The sequence below is a fragment of the Cupriavidus sp. H18C2 genome, from assembly GCF_049393795.1.
Classification (GTDB): domain Bacteria; phylum Pseudomonadota; class Gammaproteobacteria; order Burkholderiales; family Burkholderiaceae; genus Cupriavidus; species Cupriavidus pauculus_C.
On the sequence record NZ_CP186010.1, the window covers coordinates 2179038 to 2200810 of the forward strand.

General features: G+C 69.1%; 16 protein-coding genes, 1 other RNA gene and 1 pseudogene. 4 read left to right on the forward strand and 14 right to left on the reverse strand.

Annotated features, from left to right (window positions below; genetic code table 11):
• Nucleotides 1-6 precede the first annotated feature (6 nt).
• Nucleotides 7-912, reverse strand: coding sequence for a protein-L-isoaspartate(D-aspartate) O-methyltransferase (locus EPAKOI_RS09765; RefSeq protein WP_423192109.1), 906 nt, complete (start codon nucleotides 910-912; stop codon nucleotides 7-9).
• Nucleotides 913-1018: 106 nt separating this feature from the next.
• Nucleotides 1019-1771, reverse strand: a complete 753-nt coding sequence (gene surE, locus EPAKOI_RS09770) for a 5'/3'-nucleotidase SurE (RefSeq protein WP_124683960.1) — start codon at nucleotides 1769-1771, stop codon at nucleotides 1019-1021.
• 241 nt (nucleotides 1772-2012) lie between these two features.
• Here surE and EPAKOI_RS09775 point away from each other — a divergent pair, with 241 nt between their 5' ends.
• Nucleotides 2013-2987, forward strand: coding sequence for an NADPH:quinone oxidoreductase family protein (locus EPAKOI_RS09775; protein ID WP_423192110.1), 975 nt, complete (start codon nucleotides 2013-2015; stop codon nucleotides 2985-2987).
• A gap of 113 nt (nucleotides 2988-3100) precedes the next feature.
• Here EPAKOI_RS09775 and EPAKOI_RS09780 read toward each other — a convergent pair.
• The 6 genes and pseudogenes from EPAKOI_RS09780 to EPAKOI_RS09805 form a co-directional block, all read right to left on the reverse strand.
• Nucleotides 3101-3893: pseudogene (locus tag EPAKOI_RS09780) on the reverse strand (ABC transporter permease).
• A 27-nt stretch (nucleotides 3894-3920) separates the two neighbouring features.
• Nucleotides 3921-4733 (reverse strand): ABC transporter ATP-binding protein, encoded by an 813-nt coding sequence (locus EPAKOI_RS09785; RefSeq protein ID WP_124683957.1) that lies wholly within the window; start codon nucleotides 4731-4733, stop codon nucleotides 3921-3923.
• An 83-nt stretch (nucleotides 4734-4816) separates the two neighbouring features.
• Nucleotides 4817-5860 (reverse strand): ABC transporter substrate-binding protein, encoded by a 1044-nt coding sequence (locus EPAKOI_RS09790; protein ID WP_423192111.1) that lies wholly within the window; start codon nucleotides 5858-5860, stop codon nucleotides 4817-4819.
• 193 nt (nucleotides 5861-6053) lie between these two features.
• Nucleotides 6054-7028: a tripartite tricarboxylate transporter substrate binding protein gene (locus tag EPAKOI_RS09795; RefSeq protein WP_313840080.1), complete on the reverse strand. Its 975-nt coding sequence runs from the start codon at nucleotides 7026-7028 to the stop codon at nucleotides 6054-6056.
• A 57-nt stretch (nucleotides 7029-7085) separates the two neighbouring features.
• Nucleotides 7086-8066 (reverse strand): hydroxymethylglutaryl-CoA lyase, encoded by a 981-nt coding sequence (locus tag EPAKOI_RS09800; protein ID WP_423192112.1) that lies wholly within the window; start codon nucleotides 8064-8066, stop codon nucleotides 7086-7088.
• A complete protein-coding gene (locus tag EPAKOI_RS09805) occupies nucleotides 8063-9259 on the reverse strand; it encodes a CaiB/BaiF CoA transferase family protein (protein WP_423192113.1) in 1197 nt (398 codons plus the stop codon). Before EPAKOI_RS09805 ends, EPAKOI_RS09800 begins: the two co-directional genes overlap by 4 nt.
• Nucleotides 9260-9498: 239 nt before the next feature.
• On the opposite strand from EPAKOI_RS09805, the gene EPAKOI_RS09810 reads away from it, so the two are divergent.
• Both EPAKOI_RS09810 and EPAKOI_RS09815 read left to right on the forward strand, forming a co-directional pair.
• On the forward strand, nucleotides 9499-10257 hold the full coding sequence (locus EPAKOI_RS09810) for a substrate-binding periplasmic protein (protein ID WP_172966047.1): 759 nt from the start codon (nucleotides 9499-9501) through the stop codon (nucleotides 10255-10257).
• Between the two features lie 34 nt (nucleotides 10258-10291).
• Nucleotides 10292-11626 (forward strand): GGDEF domain-containing protein, encoded by a 1335-nt coding sequence (locus tag EPAKOI_RS09815; protein WP_423192114.1) that lies wholly within the window; start codon nucleotides 10292-10294, stop codon nucleotides 11624-11626.
• Nucleotides 11627-12071: 445 nt separating this feature from the next.
• Here the strand turns inward: EPAKOI_RS09815 and EPAKOI_RS09820 are convergent, their stop codons facing one another.
• The 6 genes from EPAKOI_RS09820 to EPAKOI_RS09845 all read right to left on the reverse strand — a co-directional run bounded on the left by EPAKOI_RS09820 (nucleotide 12072) and on the right by EPAKOI_RS09845 (nucleotide 21475).
• Nucleotides 12072-12977, reverse strand: a complete 906-nt coding sequence (locus EPAKOI_RS09820) for a LysR family transcriptional regulator (protein ID WP_124683949.1) — start codon at nucleotides 12975-12977, stop codon at nucleotides 12072-12074.
• A 2-nt stretch (nucleotides 12978-12979) separates the two neighbouring features.
• A complete protein-coding gene (gene recR / locus EPAKOI_RS09825; protein ID WP_124683948.1) occupies nucleotides 12980-13594 on the reverse strand; it encodes a recombination mediator RecR in 615 nt (204 codons plus the stop codon).
• A 49-nt stretch (nucleotides 13595-13643) separates the two neighbouring features.
• Nucleotides 13644-13970, reverse strand: coding sequence for a YbaB/EbfC family nucleoid-associated protein (locus tag EPAKOI_RS09830; protein ID WP_124683947.1), 327 nt, complete (start codon nucleotides 13968-13970; stop codon nucleotides 13644-13646).
• Nucleotides 13971-14052: 82 nt separating this feature from the next.
• Nucleotides 14053-16500, reverse strand: a complete 2448-nt coding sequence (locus EPAKOI_RS09835) for a DNA polymerase III subunit gamma/tau (RefSeq protein ID WP_423192115.1) — start codon at nucleotides 16498-16500, stop codon at nucleotides 14053-14055.
• Between the two features lie 133 nt (nucleotides 16501-16633).
• Nucleotides 16634-18310: an L-lactate permease gene (locus tag EPAKOI_RS09840; protein WP_124683945.1), complete on the reverse strand. Its 1677-nt coding sequence runs from the start codon at nucleotides 18308-18310 to the stop codon at nucleotides 16634-16636.
• A gap of 672 nt (nucleotides 18311-18982) precedes the next feature.
• Nucleotides 18983-21475, reverse strand: coding sequence for an adenosylcobalamin-dependent ribonucleoside-diphosphate reductase (locus EPAKOI_RS09845; RefSeq protein ID WP_423192116.1), 2493 nt, complete (start codon nucleotides 21473-21475; stop codon nucleotides 18983-18985).
• A 179-nt stretch (nucleotides 21476-21654) separates the two neighbouring features.
• On the opposite strand from EPAKOI_RS09845, the gene ffs reads away from it, so the two are divergent.
• An RNA gene (ffs, locus tag EPAKOI_RS09850) (signal recognition particle sRNA small type) lies at nucleotides 21655-21753 on the forward strand.
• Nucleotides 21754-21773 lie beyond the last annotated feature (20 nt).

Consider the following 21773-nt stretch of genomic DNA (forward strand, 5'->3'; position numbering starts at 1 on the left):
TTCGACTCAGATGGTGCCCGATTTTAAAGGCACAAAGAAGACAGCTTCAAGCGCGGTCCGGTGAAAACGATGCCGATTGAGGCGCTCGATCAGTAGCAGTTGCTGGGTCACCGTCTGGCCCGCGGCGCCGGTGCCGGGGGTCACGACAGGCGCGATCAGCCGGCCGCCGATGGCGAGCTGCTCCAGCAGGGCCTGCGGCACTTCCATGCCGGCCGCGGCGAGGATGATCGACGAGAACGGCGCGGCCTGCGGCAGGCCCAGCATGCCGTCGCCGTAGTGCAGGCGGATGTTCGGCACCCGCAGCGGGCGCAGGTTCGCCTTGGCTTGTTCGTGTAGCGGACGGATCCGCTCGATGGAGAACACTTCCTGCGCGCACAGGCTCAGCACGGCCGCCTGGTAGCCGCAGCCGGTGCCGATCTCCAGCACGCGCGCCAGCGGCTGGTCGGGCGTCAGCCCTTCGCGCAGCAGCTCGATCATCCGCGACACCACCGACGGCTTGGAGATGGTCTGCTGATGGCCGATGGGCAGCGCGGCGTCCTCGTACGCCTGCGACGCCAGCCCCGGCTCCATGAACAGGTGGCGCGGCACCGTGGCGATGGCGCCAAGCACGCGCTCGTCGCGGATGCCGCCGGCCCGCAGCCGTGCCGCCAGCGCCGCGCGGGCGCGATCCGACGCCATGCCCCCGCCGCCGGCCGTGGCGGCCGACGCGCGCGCCTCCACCGCGCTGCCCGGCGCGGGCGGCGGCGCCGGCGGGGCGGCCGGCTTGCGCGGCTTCACCGTGGGGGGCGCCGGCGCGGCAACCGTGCGCTTGCCCACCGCGGGCAACCCGGCGGTGCGCGCGGGCGCGGGCTTGCGCTCGACCACCGCATCGAGCGGCAGCGGAAAGCGGGATCGGCGCGGCGTGGAACTCATTTCAGGGGCAAGGCAGGCAAGGATGGGATGACGACGATGGCGGCGGCCGCGCCACGGGCACGGCCATCGCCAGGAAACGGCCGGGCGGCGCGCGGCGCTGACACGCTCACCCCAGCCACTGTCCGATCTGTTCGAGCTGGCCGCGGTGCGTCAGGTCGAGCTGCAACGGCGTGAGCGAGACGTAGCCGTTGGCGGTGGCATGGAAATCCGTGCCTTCGCTCGCATCGCGCGCATCGCCGGCGGGGCCGATCCAGTAGATGGGATCGCCGCGCGGATTGGCCTGCTGGATCACGGGCTGCGACGGGTGCCGCTTGCCCAGCCGCGTGGCGCGCTGGCCGCGGATGTGTTCGTACGGCAGGTTCGGGATGTTCACGTTCAGCAGGAACGGCTCGCTCGGCGGCCGGGCAATCACCCGCTCGACGATCTCGCGCGCCACGCGCGCGGCGGCGTCCACGTGCTCCCAGCCATGGTGCACCTGCGAGAACGCAATCGACGGGATGCCGAACAGGTAGCCCTCGATGGCGGCGGCCACGGTGCCCGAGTACAGCACGTCCTCGCCCATGTTCTGGCCCTGGTTGATGCCGGACACCACCAGGTCGGGCCGGTCCTGCAGCAGGCCGGTGAGCGCCACGTGCACGCAATCGGTCGGCGTGCCATTGATGTAGCGGAAGCCCTTCTGCACGCCCTCGCGCGCTTCGTAGACCGACAACGGGCGCTGCAGCGTCAGCGAATTCGAGGCGCCGCTGTGGTTCTGTTCCGGGGCGATCACGGTCACGCGCGCCAGGGGCGCGAGCGCTGCGTGCAGGACGGCAAGGCCCGGCGCGAGGTAACCGTCATCGTTGGCAAGAAGGATATGCATGGCCGCGATTGTACCTGAGCAAGGGGCCGTCGGCGCCACCGCGGATGCACCGGAAACGGGACAATCCGGCCCCGGCCATGCGTCGCCCGAATGGGCGCCATGCAACGATTTGCTCGTGCAGAACGATCGTGCTTTTCTTGCGCTACACTTGCCCGACACCGTCCGGGGCCGCCCTCGCCCGCCCCGCGCGGACGCCGGCCCGGCCGGCCCGATCCGCACGACATCACACATGGGAGACAAGATGAAAGCCGTACTGTGCAAAGCCTGGGGTCCGCCCGATTCCCTGTCGCTGGAAACGCTGCCGGACCTCGTGCCGGGCGATGGCGAAGTCGTCATCGACGTCAAGGCCGCCGGCGTGAATTTCCCGGACGTGCTCATCATCCAGAACAAATACCAGGCCAAGCCGGAACTGCCGTTCTCGCCGGGTTCGGAGCTGGCGGGCGTGGTCAACGCCGTTGGCGCCGGTGTTACACATGTGAAACCGGGTGACAAGGTCATCGCCTACCTGGGCAACGGCGCGTTTGCCACGCAGGCCAAGGCGCCGGCCAAGGCCGTGGTGCCGATGCCGCCCGGCATCGACTTCGACGTGGCCGCCGCGTTCACGCTGACCTACGGCACGTCGCACCACGCGGTGGTGGACCGTGGCGAACTGAAGGCCGGCGAGACCATGCTGGTGCTGGGCGCCGCCGGCGGCGTGGGGCTGGCGGCTATCGAGATCGGCAAGGCGATTGGCGCGCGCGTGATCGCGGCGGCGTCCACCGACGAGAAGCTGGCGGTCTGCAAGGCGCACGGCGCCGACGCGGTAATCAACTACAGCACCGAGGACCTGCGCGAGCGCATCAAGGCGCTGACCGACGGCAAGGGCCCCGACGTGATCTACGATCCGGTGGGCGGCATCTACGCCGAGCCGGCGTTCCGGTCCATCGCCTGGCGCGGCCGCTACCTAGTGGTGGGCTTTGCCAACGGCGAGATTCCGAAGATCCCGCTGAACCTGGCGCTGCTCAAGGGCGCCTCGCTGGTAGGCGTGTTCTGGGGCGACTTTGCGCGCCGCGAGCCCAAGGCCAACCAGGCCAACATGGCGCAGATGCTGGGCTGGATGCGGGAAGGCAAGATCCGGCCGCATATCTCGGCCCGGTATCCGCTGGACCAGGCGCCCCAGGCGCTCAAGGACATGGAGGCACGCAAGGTGACGGGCAAGATCGTCATCCAGCCGTAGCCACCCCGGCGGTCCGCTCCCCTCCCCGCCCGGCGGGCGAGGGGACCGCAGGTCCCGCCCAACCCCCAACGCCCAACGCCCAACGCTCAGCGCTCAGGCTCAGCGCCCACCGCTCAGAGCTTCTCCGTCTCCCCGCTCTTCGGCTGCCACTTCATCAGCCGCTTTTCCCCGGCCGTCACCATCCAGTCCAGCACCAGCGCAAACGCGGTCAGCACCACGATGCCCGCGAACACGGTGTTGATGTCGAACGTGCCTTCCGCCTGCAGGATCAGGTAGCCCACGCCGCGCGCCGAGCCCAGGTATTCCCCGACCACCGCGCCCACGAACGCCAGGCCCACCGAGGTGTGGAGCGACGAGAACACCCAGCTCGTGGCACTGGGCAGGTACAACGTGGCGCAGCAACTGCTGCCGATTGGCGCCCAGCATGCGCGCGTTGGCCAGCACCACGGGGCTCACTTCCTTCACGCCCTGGTAGACGTTGAAGAAGACGATGAAGAACACCAGCGTCACGGCCAGCGCCACCTTCGACCAGATGCCCAGGCCGAACCAGACCGCGAAGATCGGCGCCAGGATCACGCGTGGCATCGAGTTGGCCGCCTTGACGTAGGGGTCGAGCACGGCCGACGTGAACGGGCTCAGCGCCAGCCACAGCCCCACGCCCAGCCCGGCCACGGTGCCAATGCCGAACGCCAGCACCGTTTCCAGCAGCGTCACGCCCAGGTGGATGTAGATGTCGCGCTCGACGATGAACCAGTTCCAGATGCGCTGCGCCACCATCAGCGGCTCGCCAAAGAAGAACGCCACCTGCTCGGAGCGCGTGGCCAGATGCCACACGACCAGGATGACGACGAGAAGCAACAGCTGCCACACGCGCAGCATGCCTTGGGAATCAGCACGAAAAGCCATGATCTTGTTGTTGTCCGGTCGGGAGATTCAGGCCACCTTGCGCTGCTGCGCGTAGCCCTTGAGCACTTCCTCGCGCAGCACGTCCCAGATGGCGGCGTGCAGCTCCACGAAGCGCGGATGGTTGCGGATCTCGGCCACGTCGCGCGGGCGCGGCAGGTCGATCGTGAACTCGCCGATCGGATGGGTGCCCGGGCCGGCTGACAGCACCACCACGCGGTCGCTCATGGCGATGGCCTCGTCCAGGTCGTGCGTGATGAACAGCACGGCCTTGCGCTTGGCGGCCCAGAGCTCCAGCACCTCGTTTTCCATGAGCTGGCGCGTCTGGATGTCCAGCGCCGAGAACGGCTCGTCCATCAGGATGATGTCCGGGTCCATCACCAGCGTCTGCGCCAGGCTCACGCGCTTGCGCATGCCGCCCGACAGCTGGTGCGGATACCGGTCGCCAAAGCCGCCCAGGCCCACACGGCGCAGCCATTCCTCGCCCTGCGCCACGGCGTCGGCGCGCGGCACGCCGCGGAACTCCAGGCCGGCGATGACGTTGTCCAGCGCGCTGCGCCAGGGCATCAGCGCCTCGGTCTGGAACATGTAGCCGGCGCGCCGGTTGATGCCGCGCAGCGGCTCGCCGAAGATGCGCACCTCGCCCGACGACGGCTCCAGCAGGCCGGCCGATACGTTGAGCAGCGTGCTCTTGCCGCAGCCAGTGGGACCCACCACGGACAGGAATTCGCCGGGCTGGATGGACATCGTGACATCGCGCACGGCGGTGTAGCGCTGCGCGCGGTCCTCGCGCGAGACAAACGTGCAGGTCACGTTTTCAAGGGAAAGTGCAGGCGTGCTCATGACGGCATGACTCTGAGAAACGTTTCGCCCGCCGGGCGGCTGGCGCGCGGCGGGCGACGGGGCGTCCCGGGGGGACGGGAGGCTTACTTGTACTTGGCGTTGGCCTTCTGCACGAACGTGTTCGTGAACGTGTTGTCCAGCTGGATCGACTTGCCCTTGAGGTCTGAGTCGAACTGCTGCAGCGTGGTCAGCGCGGTCTTGGGGCCGTCGGCCGGCATCACGCCGTCCGGCGAGATTGCCTCCTTGACCTTGTCCCAGGCGGCCAGGTACAGCGCACGGTCGCCCAGCAGGTAGCTTTCCGGCACGGTCTTGACGATGTCGGACGGGCCGGCCTTCTGCAGCCACTTCAGCGCCCGCACCATCGCGTTGGTCAGCGCCTGCGTGGTGTTCGGGTTCTGCTCGATAAACTTGGTCGACGCGTACAGGCAGCCCGACGGCATGTTGCCGCCGAACACCGACTGCGTTTCCTTGAGCGTGCGCGTGTCCGAGGCAATCTTGACCTCGTTCTTCTGCGTCAGCATCGAGATCACCGGGTCCAGGTTGGCCATCGCGTCGATCTGGCCCGAGCGCATGGCGGCCACGGCGCCGGCGCTGGCACCCACGCCGATGAACGACACGTCGGACGGCTTCAGCCCGGCCTTGGCCAGCACGAAGTTGGCCATCATGTTGGTCGACGACCCCGGCGCGGTCACGCCGATCTTCTTGCCCTTCAGGTCGGCGATCGACTTGAAGTCCGGCATGGTCTTGTTCGACACCACCAGCACGATCTGCGGCGCGCGGCCCTGCAGCACGAATTCCTGGTAGCGCTGGCCCTTGGCCTGCAGGTTGATCGTGTGCTCGTAGGCGCCCGACACCACGTCGGCGCTGCCGCCCACCACGGCCTGCAGCGCCTTGGCGCCGCCGGCAAAGTCCACGATCTCCACGTCCAGGCCCTCTTCCTTGAAGTAGCCCAGGCGCTCGGCAATCGTCAGCGGCAGGTAGTAGAACAGGTTCTTGCCGCCCACGGCGATCGTCACCTTCTGCTTCTCGGGCTTGCCCTGCGCAAACGCGCTGCCGAACGTGAACCAGCCTGCCAGGAACAGCGCCAGCGCAATCAGCAACTGCTTCCAGAACCGTTTGTTGTACATATCGATCTCCTGCCTTTTCTGCTTCTGTTTTGAATGGGGGCGCGACGCGCAAAAGCCGGGCCGCCGCACAGCGGCTCCCGGCGATGCTACCCGACCCCGGTGGCTCCCGCATCGGGAGTTGACCGGAGGCCGGACAGAAAACGCGGCGGCGCTCATGCTACGCCGCGGCCCTTTCAATCGGCTGGTCCCGGCCTCATTCGGCCTGGATGTTGGCGGACTTGATCACCTTGCCCCAGCGCTGGAGCTCGGCCTTCTGGTACTGGTCAAGTTGCTGCGGGTTCATGTACTTCGCCTCGGCGCCCAGTTCCTCGGCCTTCTTGCGGAAGGCGTCGGTCTTCATGATCTTCTCGATCTCGGTGGTCAGCTTGTCCACCACGGCCTTGGGCGTGCCGGCCGGCGCGTACATGGCGAACCACGACGACACGTCCAGGTCGGGGTAGCCGGCCTCGGGCGCGGACGGCACGTCCTTCAGGCTGTCCAGCCGGGCCTTGCTGGTCACCACCAGCGGGCGCAGCTTGCCGGCGGCGATATGGCCCATCAGCGGCGGCGGCGTGGTCATCGTCATGTCGACGTTGCCGCCCAGCAGGTCGGTCATGGCCGGGCCGGTGCCCTTGTACGGCACGTGGGTGATCTTGATGCCGGCCATCTGGTTGAGCAGCTCGGTCGACACGTGCTGCAGCGACCCATTGCCCGACGACGCATAGTTGAGCTTGTTCGGATTGGCCTTGGCGTACGCCACCAGCTCCTTGAGCGACTTGACCGGCAGGCTGGGCCGCACCACCAACACCTGCGGCGCCGACAGCAGGTTGGCCACCGGCATGAAGTCCTTGACCGGGTCCCACGACGTCTTGGTCAGCAGCGGCGTGATCACGTGGTAGCCCGAGTACTGCACCAGCAGCGTGTAGCCGTCCGGCTTGGCGCGCTGCACGTTCTGCGCGGCGATGGTGCCGTTGCCGCCCGGCTTGTTGTCGACCACCACCGACTGGCCCAGCGCCTTGGCCAGCGGCTCGGCGATCAGGCGCGCCGCGAGGTCGGTCGTGCCGCCGGCGGCGGCCGACACCACGAGCATGACCGGGCGGTTCGGGTAGGCACCGTCCTGGGCCTGGGCGCCCGACGCCATCAGGCCGGCGGCCAGCAGCGCCGCGGCGCCGTAGGAATTGCGTTGCATGATTGTCTCCGTATGTTTTATGGGGGACTTTGGAAATCCGTGGGTAATTAACCCGTCTCAAGCCTGCCGAGCCTGCCCGGCGAAGAACTCCGCCATCCAGGCCGGCGGCTGGTGCGTGCGCAGGCGCGGGCCGGCGCGCAGCAACTGGCTGGGCACGTCGCGCTGGACCAGCTCGGACACGCCGCCGACCACCGCCAGCAGCGCCGCCAGGTCCACGCCGGTATCCACGCCCATCGACGCGAACATGTGCACCAGTTCCTCGGTGCTGACGTTGCCGCTGGCGCCGGGCGCGTACGGGCAGCCGCCCAGCCCGCCGGCGGCCGCGTCAAAGCGCGTCACGCCGGTCTGCCAGGCCGCGATGGCATTGGCCAGGCCCATGCCGCGCGTGTTGTGCAGGTGGATCGTCAGGCCGACGCCCGGCAGCGTGCGCTGGAACGTCTGGCACAGCGCGGCCACCTGGCTCGGATAGGCCATGCCCGTGGTGTCGCACAGCGTGATGCCGGCCGCGCCGGCGTCCGCGAACGTCCGGGCCAGCGCCATCACGTCGACTTCGGCCACATCGCCCTCGAACGGGCAGCCGAACACGGTCGACAGCGAGATATTGACCGGCACGCCGGCCGCGTTGGCCGCCTCGGTCATCGCCAGCAACTGGGCCTTCGACTGCTCGCGCGTCATGCGCAGGTTGGCGCGGTTGTGCGTCTCGCTGGCCGACATCACCAGGTTGACCTCGTCCGGACGGCACGACAGCGCGCGCTCCAGCCCGCGCAGGTTGGGCACCAGCACCGTGTAGCGCACGCCCGGCACGCGCTCGACCTGGTGCATCACGGCCTCGGCGTCGGCCAGCGCGGGGATGGCCCGGGCCGACGTGAACGACGTGGCCTCGATGCGCGCAAACCCGCAGTGGGCCAGCGCGTTGACAAAGGCGACCTTGCCCTCGGTGGGCACCACGAACGGTTCGATCTGCAGGCCGTCGCGCGGCGCCACCTCGTTGATCTCGATCCTGGCCGGCCCGGCCAGCGGATAGGTCTGGGCACTCATGCAATCACCCCCTTGGCACGCAGGTCGGCAATGGCCGCCGCGTCAAAGCCGGCCTGCGCCAGCACGTTGTCGGTATGCTCGCCCAGCGTGGGCGCGCGGTCATGGATGGCGCCCGGGTTGCCGGACAGCTTCGGGATGATCCCCGGCACCTCGACGGCCAGCCCCTTGGCGGACGTCACGGTCTCGATGACCTCGCGGGCCCGGTAGTGCGGGTCCTCGGCGATGTCCTTGACCGTGTAGATGCGCCCGGACGGCACGTCGGCGGCGCGCAGCAGCGCCAGCGCGGACGCCACGGTCTGGGTGCGGGTCCAGGCGGCAATCGCGGCGTCGATCTCGTCCACGCGCTTCACCCGGCCGTCGTTGCGGGCCAGGCCCGGGTCCTCGCCCAGGTCTTCCCGGCCCATGGCCGTCATCAGCCGCTTGAAGATGGCGTCGCCGTTGGCGGCAATCAGCACGTAGTCGCCGCAGCCGCACGGGTAGGCGTTGGACGGTGCGATGCCCGGCAGCGCGCCGCCGGCCGGCTGGCGCACCGCGCCAAACGCCGAGTACTCGGGCAGCAGGCTTTCGCTGAGGTTGAACAGCGATTCGTAGAGCGCCACGTCGATGACCTGCCCCACGCCGCCGCGCGCGTCGCGCTCGTACAGCGCCAGCAGCACGCCCAGCGCGCCGTGCAGGCCGGCGATGGTGTCGCCCAGCGACAGCCCCGCGCGCACCGGCGGCCGGCCCGGCTCGCCCGTCAGGTGACGCAAACCGCTCATGGCCTCGGCCACGGCCGCAAAGCCCGGTTCATCGCGCTTGGGGCCGGTCTGCCCGTAGCCCGACACGCGCAGCATGATCAGCTTCGGGTTGGCCTGATGCAGCACGTCCCAGCCCATGCCCCACTTTTCCATGGTGCCGGGACGGAAGTTTTCGATCAGCACGTCGGCTTCGGCGGCCAGCTTGCGCACCAGCGCCTGGCCGTCCGGCTGGCGCAGGTCGATGGCGATCGACTGCTTGTTGCGGGACTGTGCCTCCCACCAGACCGAGGTGTCGTCGTGCAGCATGCGCCATTTGCGCAGCGGGTCGCCCTGGCCGGGCGGCTCCACCTTGACCACATGGGCGCCGAAATCGGCCAGGGTCTTGGCGGCAAAGGGGCCGGCGATCAACTGGCCCAGTTCCAGGACCTTGATGCCGTTGAGAATCTGTTGCGCCATGTTGGAAATGTCTCCGTGAAACTGACCCGTATGGGGGGATTGGCTTTGTTTCGACGGAGTGTGCTACAGCGCGGGGTGACGCGGAATCGGCATTCCGGAAAGCGGGTTTTCTCGGAATGCGAAGGATTGGGGCTAACCCTGACGGCGGGTTGGGTCAACTTCGCCCCGCGACCTGCCGTTATCCGGGGCACACGCCCGGGCACACCCTGCCCCGCACCTACCTCAGCGGCCCCGATGCCATGCGACTGACCCGCCTTTGCCGCATCCTCTGCGCCGCCTGCGCCTGCTGGACATCGACGCTCGCGCTGGCGCAGACCACCCCCATCGTGCTGTACTCCGAGGCCGGCCAGCGGCCGCAGTCATACGAGGAAAACGGTGTGCCCAAGGGCGCCTACATCGACCACCTGCAGCGCGTGCTCAAGCGGATGCCGCCCGAGTTCAAGGTCGAGATCCGCTTCGCCTCGTGGGCCCGCGTGGTCGAGGAAGCCCGCAACGGCAACAGCGCCGGCATCCTGGGCGTCTACTACCGGCCGAAGGAACGGCCGTTCCTGAACCACTCCCGACCGTTCTATATCGAGGAGGTGGCCGTCCACTGCAACCGCGACGCCATTGCCGGCCGCACGTTCCACACCTATCCGGACGACTTTGCCGGCCTGCGGTTCGGCAACCAGCGCGCGTACCTGGCGCCGGGGCCGCGCTTTTTCGAGATGGCGCGCGAGGGCCGGATCGAGATCGTCGAGGGCCACGAGTTCCACGACCTGGTCAAGAAGATGCTGGTTGGCGAGATCGATTGCGTGGTCAACCCCAGCGCCGTCATCAACGAGGCGCTGGTCGCGCTGGAGGCGCGCGGACTGCCCGAACGGATGCGCTACAAGTCCAGGCGCGTGCTGAATATCCGCGCCGAATCGGTCCATGTGGGCTTCAGCCGCAAATACGAGGCATCGCACCCGGAACTGGCGCGTTTCCGCCAGCTATTCAACAAGGCGGTGGATCAATAGAATCCGTCCCTGATGCCTTCAGGTCGAGCCCTTCATGCCACAGCTTCCCCCGGTCCATTCGATCCGGAACAGGATGATCGTGCTGTTCATCGTTGTCACCACGACAACGCTGGGGGCATTCGCCGCGCACCGGCAGTGGCAGTTGCGCCAGGAACTGACGCAGCGCTTCGAGCGGGCGCGCGCGGAGATCGTCGATAGCCTGGGGCAGAGCCTGGCCGAGCCGGCCTGGGCGCTCAACGTCGGCATCCTGCGCAGCCGGCTGGAAGCCATGCTGGTGCATCCGGAAGTCTACGAGGCGTGCGTGTTCTCGCCCGACGGCCGCGAAACCTATGCCACGGCCGGCCATCCGGCCGCGCCGGGCCGCCCGCCCTGCTCCGCCATCGGCCCGCACGACGCGCTGAGCGAGGTGCAGATCTACCCGCCGGCCAGCATCGACGCCGCCCGGCGCGAGCAGCCGATCGGCACCGCCGTCATCCGCTTTTCGCACGAGCCGATGGAGCGGGCGCTGCGCAACGCGATGATGCACGGCGTGACCGAGGTGGCGGCCATCGACGTGGTGCTGGTGCTGCTGCTGACGTTCGGGCTGCGCATGGTCTTTCGCCCGCTGGAACGCCTGCAGCGGGCGCTGTTCCAGCTGGCATCGGGCCATGGCGACGAGCTGGACGAGCTGTCGCGCATCGGCCGCACCGAGTTCGACAGCGTGATCGACGGCTTCAATCAGGTGCTGCGCAAGCTCAAGCGGATCATCGCCGAGCGCACCGAGGCGGAACTGACCGTGCGCGCCGCCATCCAGCGCAGCCATGAGGCGTTCGCGCAGATCCAGGCCACCCAGACCGAACTGGTCGAGAAAAACCTGCAGCTGGAGGCGCTGTCGAAGACCGACCAGCTGACCGGCGTCTTCAACCGCCGCCACCTGGACGCGGTGCTGATCAGCGAACTGGAGCGCCACCGCCGCGACGGCCACCCGTTCTCGATCATCCTGATCGACGTCGACCGCTTCAAGGCCATCAACGACAACCACGGCCACCAGGTGGGCGACCGCGTGCTGGTGGAACTGGCCGGCCGCATCCTGGACGCGATGCGCGACGTGGACACCGTGGGCCGCTGGGGTGGCGAGGAATTCCTGATCATCTGCCCCGACACCGACGCACCGGCCGCCGTGGCCCTGGCCGAAGGGCTGCGCCGCACCGTGTCCGAACGCCATTTCCCGCTGACCGGCCCGATGACGGCCAGCCTGGGCGTGGCCAGCGTCCAGCCCGGCGACACCATCCACGGCATGATCTCGCGCGCCGACCAGGCGCTCTACCGCAGCAAGCACAAGGGCCGCGACCGCGTGGAATTCGCAGACGAGGCGGTGGTGGCGCGGTAGGGGTATGGGGAATGGCTCAGGCGTCCCGCTTGTTTCTCCCCTCTCCCGCACGGCGGGAGAGGGGCCGGGGGAGAGGGCCAGCGGCTCAAACTGAGACAGGTCGGCAAGCGGAGCCTCAACGCCCTCACCCCCAGCCCCTCTCCCACGTTGTGGGAGAGGGGAGCCAGAACCGTGCGGTAACTCAGGCGTCCCCGCTTGTTTTCTCCCCTCTCCCGCAAGGCGGGAGAGGGGCCGGGGGAGAGAGCCAGCGGTGCAAACCGCGACCTGTCGGCAAGCAGAGCCTCAACGCCCTCACCCCCAGCCCCTCTCCCACGTTGTGGGAGAGGGGAGCCAGAACCGTGCGGTAGCTCAAACGTCCCCGCTTGTTTTCTCCCCTCTCCCGCACGGCGGGAGAGGGGCCGGGGGAGAGGGCCAGCCGTTCAACTGGCGACGCGCCAGGCAAGCCCTAGAACGGCGCCCGATCCCCGCACAGATGCGTGATCAGCAGCCGCGCCGATACCGTGAGCCCGGCCGGGTCGCGCATGCCGATCAGCAGCGAGCGGCGGGCCCAGGGGTCGCGCAGGCCGACCAGTGCCAGGCCCATCGACTTGACGTGCGGCTCGGCGGCGATGCGCGGCAGCACGCCGACGCCCAGGCCGGCCATCACCATGCGGCACATCGCGTCGAAGCTGCGTACCTGGATGCGCAGCCGGAACTGGCGTTCCAGCCGGCTGCTTTCCTCCAGCAGCCGCGCGGCCAGCGACGTCACCTGCGGCAGGCTGACAAAGTCGTATTCGAGCGCATCAGCGTAGTGAACCGGCCCATCCTGCGCCAGCGGATGGCCCGGGGGCGTGATGATGACCAGCTCGTCCTGCCGGTACTCCACCGTGACCAGCCCGGTGCACGGCGTGCGGTCGGCAAAGATGCCGACGTCGGCGCGGTTTTCCATCAGCGCGGCCACGATGTCGCTGCTGTTGTGTTCTTCCAGCTCGATGCGGATGGTGGGATGCTGGCGCATGAACTGCGCCAGGTCGTCGGGCAGGAACTGGGTGATCGCCGACGTGTTCGCGCAGACGCGCACCTGCCCGCGCACGCCCGACGCGTAGTCGGACATCACGCCCGCCATCCGCTCCACGTCCTGCAGGATGGTCAGCGCATGGTGGAAGCACGCCTGCCCCGCCTCGGTGAGCTGCACGCCGGCCGCGTGGCGGAAGAACAGCGGCGCGCCCACGGACGCCTCCAGGTCGGAAATCCGCTTGCTGGCGGCCGCCACGGCCAGGTGCGACTGCCGCGCCCCGGCCGAGATGCTGCCCTGGCGGGCCACGGCGACGAACAGGCCGAGCGTGACGAGGTCGAAGCGCGCGAGGTTCATGGTCAGAGCGTGCGGCGGTCCATCACGGCACGGGCGATGGTGCCCGCGTCGACGTATTCGAGTTCCCCGCCCACCGGCACGCCGCGCGCCAGCCGCGACACCTTCAGCCCGCGCGCCTTCAGCATCTCGCCGATGTAGTGCGCGGTGGCCTCGCCCTCGCTCGTGAAATTGGTGGCCACGATCACCTCGGTGGCCGGGCCGCCGTACTCGGGGTCCGTGGCACGCGCCAGCAGGCGCTCCAGGTGAATCTCCTTCGGGCCGATGCCGTCGAGCGGCGACAGCCGCCCCATCAGCACGAAGTACTGGCCGCGGTAGGTCAGCGTCTGCTCGATCATGACCTGGTCCGCGGGCGTTTCCACCACGCAGAGCAGCGCCGGGTCCCGGTCGGGGTCGCGGCAGGTCTCGCAGATGTCCTGCTCGGTGAAGGTGTTGCAGCGCTGGCAATGGCGGATGCCGTCGGCGGCGCCGCGCAGCGCGTCGCCGAGCTTGCGCGCGCCGTCGCGGTCATGCTGCAGCAGGTGGTAGGCCATGCGCTGGGCCGATTTCGGCCCCACGCCGGGCAGGACCTTCAGCGCGTCGATCAGCGCCTGCAGCGAGGTGGGCGGTGCCGCTTTCATGGCACCGCCTGGAACGATACGCGCATGGGAATGGCGATAAGGGTGGCGCTCAGAACGGCAGCTTGAAGCCCGGCGGCAGCGGCAGGCCCGACGTCATCGAGCCCATCTTCTCCTGCGTGGTGGCCTCGGCCTTGCGCACGGCGTCGTTGAACGCGGCGGCCACCAGGTCTTCCAGCAGGTCCTTGTCGTCGGCCAGCAGGCTCGGATCGATGGTCACGCGCTTCACGTCGTTCTTGCAGGTCATGACCACCTTCACCAGGCCGGCGCCGGACTGGCCCTCGACCTCGATCTGGGCAAGCTGGTCCTGCATCTTCTTCATGTTTTCCTGCATCTGCTGGGCCTGCTTCATCAGCCCGGCCAGTTGACCTTTCATCATGGCGTTACTCCTTGGATGTGTGTATGGGAAACGGGCGGCGCTGCGTGGCTGGCACGCCAATGGCCGCCTCTCGAATTCAGGTTCAGGCCGCGCGCGGCTGCACGGACCCGGGCACGATCTGCCCGCCAAACTCGCGCAGCAGCCCCTGCACGAAGGGGTCCCGGTCAATCTCGGCCTCGGCCTCGCGCTGGCGCTCGGCGCGCGCCGCGGCATCCACGGCGGCCGCCGTATGCGTGACCGCGCCAATCTCGCACTGCACGCGCACGTCGACCTGGAACTGCTCGCATAGCGCCGCCTGCAGGCGCTCGGCCACGTTGGCTTCGGCGATGGCCGCCACCGGCACGCGCAGGTGCAGCGTGCGGCCGACCACGCGGTGCAGCTCGCTCTGGTGCGCCAGTTGCTGCGCCAGCCCCTTGAGCGGCAGCGTGGCGGCCAGCGCCGGCCAGTCGCCAGTGAACACGGGCGGCGTGCCATCGTCGGCGGCGCTGGGCGCCATCGGCGGTACGGCCGGTGCCAGCGGCACCGCCGGTTCGGGCGGTGGCTCGGGCTTGCGGGCCTGCACCGGTGTCGGGGCCGCGCGGCCGGCGCCACGGGACGGGCGCGCGGAGCTTTCGGATTCGAAACCGTTGTCGGGAGCGCTGTCGAAACCGCCAAAGCTGGCATCGAAGCCGGGATCGCTGTCGTACGGGCCGATCACTGGCATGTCGGGCGGCATGGCCTCCCACGGCGGCACGTCGCTGCCGCCGGCGGCCTCCCAGGGCGGCACCTCGGCCGGCGCGGCAGGCTTGGCAGCCGGTGCGGCCTTGGCTGCGGGCGCGGGCTGCGGGCGGACCGGCTCGGCGGGCGCGGGCGTATCAGGAGCAGTCTCGGCGGCAGCGGCTGGCACCGGGGCGGGCGCGGCGGCCGTTGCCGGACGTGCGGCCGCGGGCGGGCGCAGCGGCTGGGCCGGCGGACGCTGGCTGCTGGCTGCCGCGGCGGCGGCACCGGCCATCGGCGGCGCGCTGGCCCCTGCCGGACGGCTGGCGCCCTTGCCGGCCGAAGCCTGGCGGGCAGCCTCCAGCGCGGCCCGCGCGGGCGACATCGCCGTACGGCCGGCGGCCGGCGCGGGGGCCGGAGCGGTCGGGGCCGGGGTCACGGCGGGGGTAGCAGGTACGATGGGGGCGGCAGGGGCGGCAGCGGCGACGCGGGCGGCCGGTTCGGAAGGTTCGGCCGGGGCGACCGGGGCGCCGGCAGCCACGGGGGCGGCCAGCGGCTCGGCCACCGGCGGCGCCACGCGCTGGGCGGGTTCGACGCGGGGCTCGGCTTTCGCCGGCGCCGCCACGGCTGCCGGCGCCATCGCGCGCGGCGTGGCCGGGGCTGCGGGACTGGCCGGGCGCGGGCGCGCCACCGGCTGTCCGCCGCCCTGCCCGCCGGCCGGGGCCAACGGCGTGGACGACGGACGGAACGCCAGCATGCGCAGCAGCGTCATCGTGAAGCCGGCGTACTCGTCCGGCGCCAGCGCCAGTTCGCTGCGGCCCAGGTTGGCAATCTGGTAGAAAAGCTGGATCTCCTGCGCGTCGAACAGCCCGGCCAGGCGGCGGACGTCCTCGGCCTCGGGCCACTCGTCCTGCACCGACGCCGGCACGGCCTGCGCCAGCGCCACCTTGTGCAGCAGCGACCCCAGGTCCTGCAGCGCGCCGGCGAACGACAGGCTGCGGTCGGCCATCGCATCGGCAATCCCGAGCATCGCGGCGGCGTCCTCGGCAGCCAGCGCGTCCAGCAGCTGCACCAGGTAGCTCTGGTCGATCGCGCCCAGCATGCCGCGCACCGCTTCCTCGGACACCTGGCCCGCGCTGTAGGCGATGGCCTGGTCGGTCAGCGACAGCGCGTCGCGCATCGACCCATGGGCCGCCTGCGCCAGCAGCCGCAGCGCGCTGCCGTCGTGGCCGATGCCTTCCTGGGCCAGGATATGGTCCAGGTGCGAGACGATATGGCCCGGCGGCATCTGCTTCAGGTTGAACTGCAGGCAGCGCGACAGCACGGTCACGGGGATTTTCTGCGGATCGGTCGTGGCCAGGATGAACTTGACGTGCCCGGGCGGCTCCTCCAGCGTCTTCAGCATGGCGTTGAAGGCGTGGTTGGTCAGCATGTGCACTTCATCGATCATGTAGACCTTGAAGCGGCCGGTGCCGGGGGCGTAGACGGCCTTGTCCAGCAGTTGCGCCATCTCGTCGACGCCGCGGTTGGACGCCGCGTCCATCTCGATGTAGTCGACAAACCGCCCGCTGTCGATTTCCTGGCACGCCTTGCACTGGCCGCACGGCTGGGCGGTGATGCCGCCGTTGCCATCGGGGCCGGTGCAGTTCAGGGCCTTGGCCAGGATCCGGGACAGCGTGGTCTTGCCAACGCCCCGCGTGCCGGTGAACAGGTAGGCGTGATGCAGCCGCTGCTGTTCCAGCGCATGCGTGAGCGCGCGCACCACGTGCTCCTGGCCGACCAGCGTGGTGAAATCCCGTGGGCGCCATTTGCGCGCTAGAACTTGATAACTCATGGCGGCGATTGTAGCAAAAGGCAGACCTGGGAATCGGCAAACCGGACGGCGATTCGGGCGCGGCCGGCGCCCATGAAAAAGCCCCGCCAGGGGCGGGGCTGTCGGGGACGGCTGCCGGTCTGGCGGCGGCCCGTCAGTGGATCACCATCAGCGTGAACGGGTGCACGTACGCCTGCAGCGTCACGAACAGGCCCACCAGCACGGCCAGCACGACCGAGTGGAAGAACACGTAGCGCAGGATCTCGCCCTCGTGGCCGTACCACTTGGTCGCCGTGGACGCCACCACGATCGATTGCGCGTCGATCATCTTGCCCATCACGCCGCCCGAGCTGTTGGCCGCCGCCATCAGCGTCGGCGACAGGCCAAGCTGCTCGGCCGTGGTCTTCTGCAGGCCGCCGAACAGCACGTTCGACGCCGTGTCCGAGCCCGTCAGCGCCACGCCCAGCCAGCCCAGCATCGTGCCGAACAGCGGGTAGAGCACGCCGGTCTGGGCAAACGCCAGGCCCAGCGTGGCATCCAGGCCCGAGTAGCGGGTCAGGTAGCCGATGCCGAACATCGCGCAGATCGTCAGCAGCGAATAGCGCACGAGCTTGATGGTTTCCCAGTACTCCTTGAGCAGGCGCGGCACCGAGTAGCCCATCAGCAGGCCACCCACGACGGCCGACACCAGGATGCCGGTGCCCGCCATCGACAGCACGTTGAAATTGAACACCGCGCCTTCGGCGATTTCCTTCGGCACCACGGGCGGGCCCTTGATGATGGCCTTGTCCAGGCCCGGGATCGGGTATTTCCAGGCCCACACGCCGTCCATCAGCTTCTTGAACTCGGGGATGCCCCAGACGAACACGAAGATGGTCAGGATCACCCACGGCATCCACGCCTTGACGACCGAGATGCCGGCCGAGGCGGCCGTGGCGCGGGCGTCGGCCTCCAGGGCCTCGGGATGGTCGACCTTGGAGTCGTCGTGGCGGCCCAGGATGCGCGTGGACGTCCAGATCTCCTTCGGATGCCAGACCTTCAGGAACAGCGTCAGGCAGCCCATCGAGATCAGCGCCGAGATCACGTCCACCAGCCACGGGCCGTGGAAGTTGGACACCAGGAACTGCGGCACCGCAAAGCTGACGCCCGCCACCAGGATGGCCGGCCAGATCGCCAGCATGCCGCGGAAGCCCGCGAACGCCCAGATCAGCCAGAACGGCACCAGCACCGAGAAGAACGGCAACTGGCGGCCGATCATCGCCGAGAGCTGCACCTGGTCGATGCCGGTTACCGACGACAGCCCGATGATCGGCGCACCCAGCGCGCCGAACGCCACCGGCGCCGTATTGGCGATCAGCGCCAGGCCCGACGCGGCCAGCGGCGAGAAGCCCAGCCCGATCAGGATGGCGCCCGTCACGGCCACCGGCGTGCCAAAGCCGGCCGCGCCCTCGAAGAACGCGCCAAAGCTGAACGCCACCAGCAGCAGTTGCAGGCGGCGATCCTCGGTCACGCCCGAGATCGAGTTCTGCAACACCTTGAATGACCCGTTCAACGTGGTCAGCCGGTGCAGGAAGATGATGTTGAGGACGATCCAGCCAATCGGGAACAGGCCCGAGACAATGCCCAGCCCGGCCGCCTTGCCCGCCATCGCGGCCGGCATGCCGAACACGAACGACGCCACCACGACGCCAACCACCAGCGCCAGCCCGGCCGCCAGGTGCGCCTGCATGTGAAAGAACGCCAGCGCCGCAAGCAGCACGGCCACCGGGACACCCGCGGCAATGGTCGAAAGCGCCATGCTGCCTAGCGGGTCATAGACTTGACTCCACACGATCACATCCTCCTCTGGTTGATACGGCCCCTGCCTCTGACGGGCAAGCTGTCGACCGGCTGCGCACCGCCCACGCGGCGCAAACGCCGCCCGAACGGCGCAGAAAGGGGATTGTAAGGACGCACCCCCGCCCGCCGACCCAAAAATCCGTCAACGCGGCGATGAACCGGATTCAGGGATCAGGGTTTATGCGGGGGCAGGCTGGCGCACCTGACAATCGGGGCAGCCTACTCCTAAAACGGGCGTTTGGGAGGCTGGGGTGGGGTGTGCGGGGTGTGCGGGGTGTGCGGGGTGTGCGGGGTGTGCGGGGTGTGCGGGGTGTGCGGGGTGTCGGGGTGTCGGGGTGTGCGGGGTGTCGGGGTGTCGGGGTGTCGGGGTGTCGGGGTGTCGGGGTGTCGGGGTGTCGGGGTGTCGGGGTGTCGGGGTGTGCGGGTCGTGGCCGGGCTGGATGACCGGCGGTGCAGCTCCCCTCTCCCGCCTGCGGGAGAGGGGTTGGGGGTGAGGGCCGGCGGTTCTCAGCGCGACAAGTCGCAATTTGGACCTCAACGCCCTCACCCCCGGCCCCTCTCCCGCGTGCGGGAGAGGGGAGCAAACCCTCCGCGGCGACGATGATGCGTCAGCCGCCCAGCCGCTCAGCCCTCCGAACCGTCAGCCGCTCAAACACTCCCCCCCTCATCCGCACTCCCCCACATACCCGCAATTCGCGCATTTCGCGCAGCCGTCTACCTTGTGCAGTGCGTGGGCGCCGCATTCCGGGCATGGTTTGCCGGTGCCGATGCCGGTCACCGAGGTGGCGCTGGCTGCCGACGCATGGGCCGGGTGGGCCAGGGTCACGGCCGGAGCGCCGCCGTCGCGCTGGGCCAGCCGGGCGGACAGCGCCTGGGCCGGCACCTGGCCGCCCTCCTCGTCCAGGAATCCGCGCTTGATCAGGATCCGCTGCAACGCGTAGCTCAGCGCGGCCACCTCCGAATCATGGAAGCGCGGCACCTCGGTGCCGTCCTGCCGCACGAGTGATCCATAGCGCACCGTGCCCTTGTCCCAGACCACGTTGCGCATGTCGGCCAGCGCCTTGGCGATGGGCCCGCCCGACCGGGCCACCATCGACAGCAGCCGCATGGTCGACGTGATCCACTGTTGGCCCTCGGAGCGCTGCCCGGCCGGCATGAAGAACTCTATGGGCCGTTCGATGGTCACCGGCTTGCCGTCCGCGGTGCCCGACACGCGCATGAAGTTCACGGTCAGGTAGACGGTCTTGTGGCCCTCGTAGGTCAGGTATTCCACCTTCGACGTCACGCCCTCCAGGTCGCCCAGCGGCCGGCTGCCGAACGGGCGCGTCAGCGGGTCGTCGTCGTTCTGCGCCGCCGGTGCGGCCGGGGTTTCGGCCGGCGTCACCGACAGCACCGCGCCCAGCACCTGGTTCGGCCGGTACGTTGCCAGCCCCTTGAGCCCGGCTTTCCACGCTTCCAGGTACAGATTGCGGAACGCCTCGTACGGATAGTCCTCCGGCACGTTGACCGTCTTGCTGATGCTGGTGTCGATATAGGGCTGCACGGCCTCCAGCATCCGCATGTGATCCAGTGCCGACATTTGCAGCGCCGTCACGAAGCTGTCCGGCAGCCGCTCCATGTCGCCGCCCATATGGCGATACAGCCGCCACGCGTGGTCGGCCACCTCGAACATGCGGTAGCTGTCGTCGGGCATGCGCTTGCGGCGGTTGTACGTCCACGAGAACGCTGGCTCGATGCCATTCGACGCATTGTCTGCAAACGCCAGCGTGATCGTGCCCGTCGGCGCGATCGACAGCAGGTGCGAATTGCGCAGGCCGTGGCTGCGGATGGCGTCGCGCACGGTCTCGGGCAGGCGGCTGACAAAGCCGCCGCGCAGGTAGGCGTCGGCATCGAACAGCGGGAAGGCGCCCTTCTCGTCGGCCAGTTCCACGGACGCCAGGTAGGCATGGTCGCGCATCGCCTCGGAAATCCGCCCCGCCAACTCGCGCGCCGCGTCGCTGTCGTAGCGCAGGCCCAGCATCACCAGCGCGCTGCCCAGCCCCAGGAAGCCCAGCCCGATGCGGCGCTTGGCCTGGGCTTCGGCCTGCTGCTCGGGCAGCGGCCAGAACGTGACGTCCAGCACGTTGTCCAGCATCCGCGTCGACACCCGCACTACCTCCGCGAACGCGGCGAAATCGAAGCTGGCCTCGTCCGAGAACGGCTGGCGCACGAAGCGCGTGAGGTTGATCGACCCCAGGCAGCAGCAGCCATACGATGGCAGCGGCTGCTCCGCGCACGGGTTGGTCGCCTCGATGGTCTCGCAGTAATAGAGGTTGTTGTCCGCGTTGATCCGGGACAGGAACAGGATGCCGGGCTCGGCGTGGTCGTAGGTGGCCTGCATGACCTGGTCCCACAGCCGCCGCGCCGGCACGCGCCGGTACACCCACAGGCCGTCGTCGCGCCGGTAGGCGCCGGCCTCGATGGCGTCCATGCCCGGCTCGGCCTCGTGCACCAGCTCCACTTCCTCGTCGGCCTCCACCGCGCGCATGAACGCATCGGTCACGCCGATCGAGATATTGAAGTTGGTCAGGTCGCCCCGGTCCTTGGCGTGGATGAAGCTTTCGATGTCCGGGTGGTCGCAGCGCAGCACGCCCATCTGGGCGCCGCGCCGCGCGCCGGCCGATTCCACCGTGGCGCACGACGCGTCGAACACCTTCATGAACGATACCGGGCCCGACGCCCGCGAATGCGTGGCGCGCACCAGCGCCCCGCCGGGCCGGATCGACGAGAAGTCGTAGCCCACGCCGCCGCCCCGGCGCATGGTCTCGGCGGCCTGCGCCACGGCGGTATAGATGCTCGGCTTGCCGTCGCGCGATTCGGACACCGAATCTCCCACGGGCTGCACGAAGCAGTTGATCAGCGTGGCCTGGATGCCGGTGCCCGCCGCCGAATTGATGCGCCCGGCCGGCACGAAGCCGTGTTCAAGCGCCCACAGAAAGCGCGCCGCCCAGCTTTCGCGCTGCGCCGCGGGCTCTACCTCGGCCAGCGCGCGCGCCACGCGGCGGCGCACGTCGTCGATGCTGCGCTCTTCGCCCTTGGCGTACTTTTCCTGCAGGACTTCGATGGAAATGTCTTGCGGCACGAGTGCGCCGCGGAGGATCTGGTCGTTTGCGTTCATGCCCAACCTGTCGTCTAGGTAAGAACCGGACTGGCTGAAAATCCGGCTGAAAAATGCCGTCCGCCATGCTGCCAGCATGGCCGCGCGGCACCCCGGTGTCAGATCAATGTCCGGTCGAACAACCCTCGTAAAAATACGATTTCGCGACCATGGCGCCAGTTAGGTTACAATGCCGGTCGGACGGGCCTCCTCGCATGGTGGCGCGGTCAACCTGGTCAGGTCGGGAACGAAGCAGCCACAGCCGTTTTCCACCAGTGCCGAGGGTCAGGCTCGTCCCCCTTCCCTTCTTTTTCCCCTA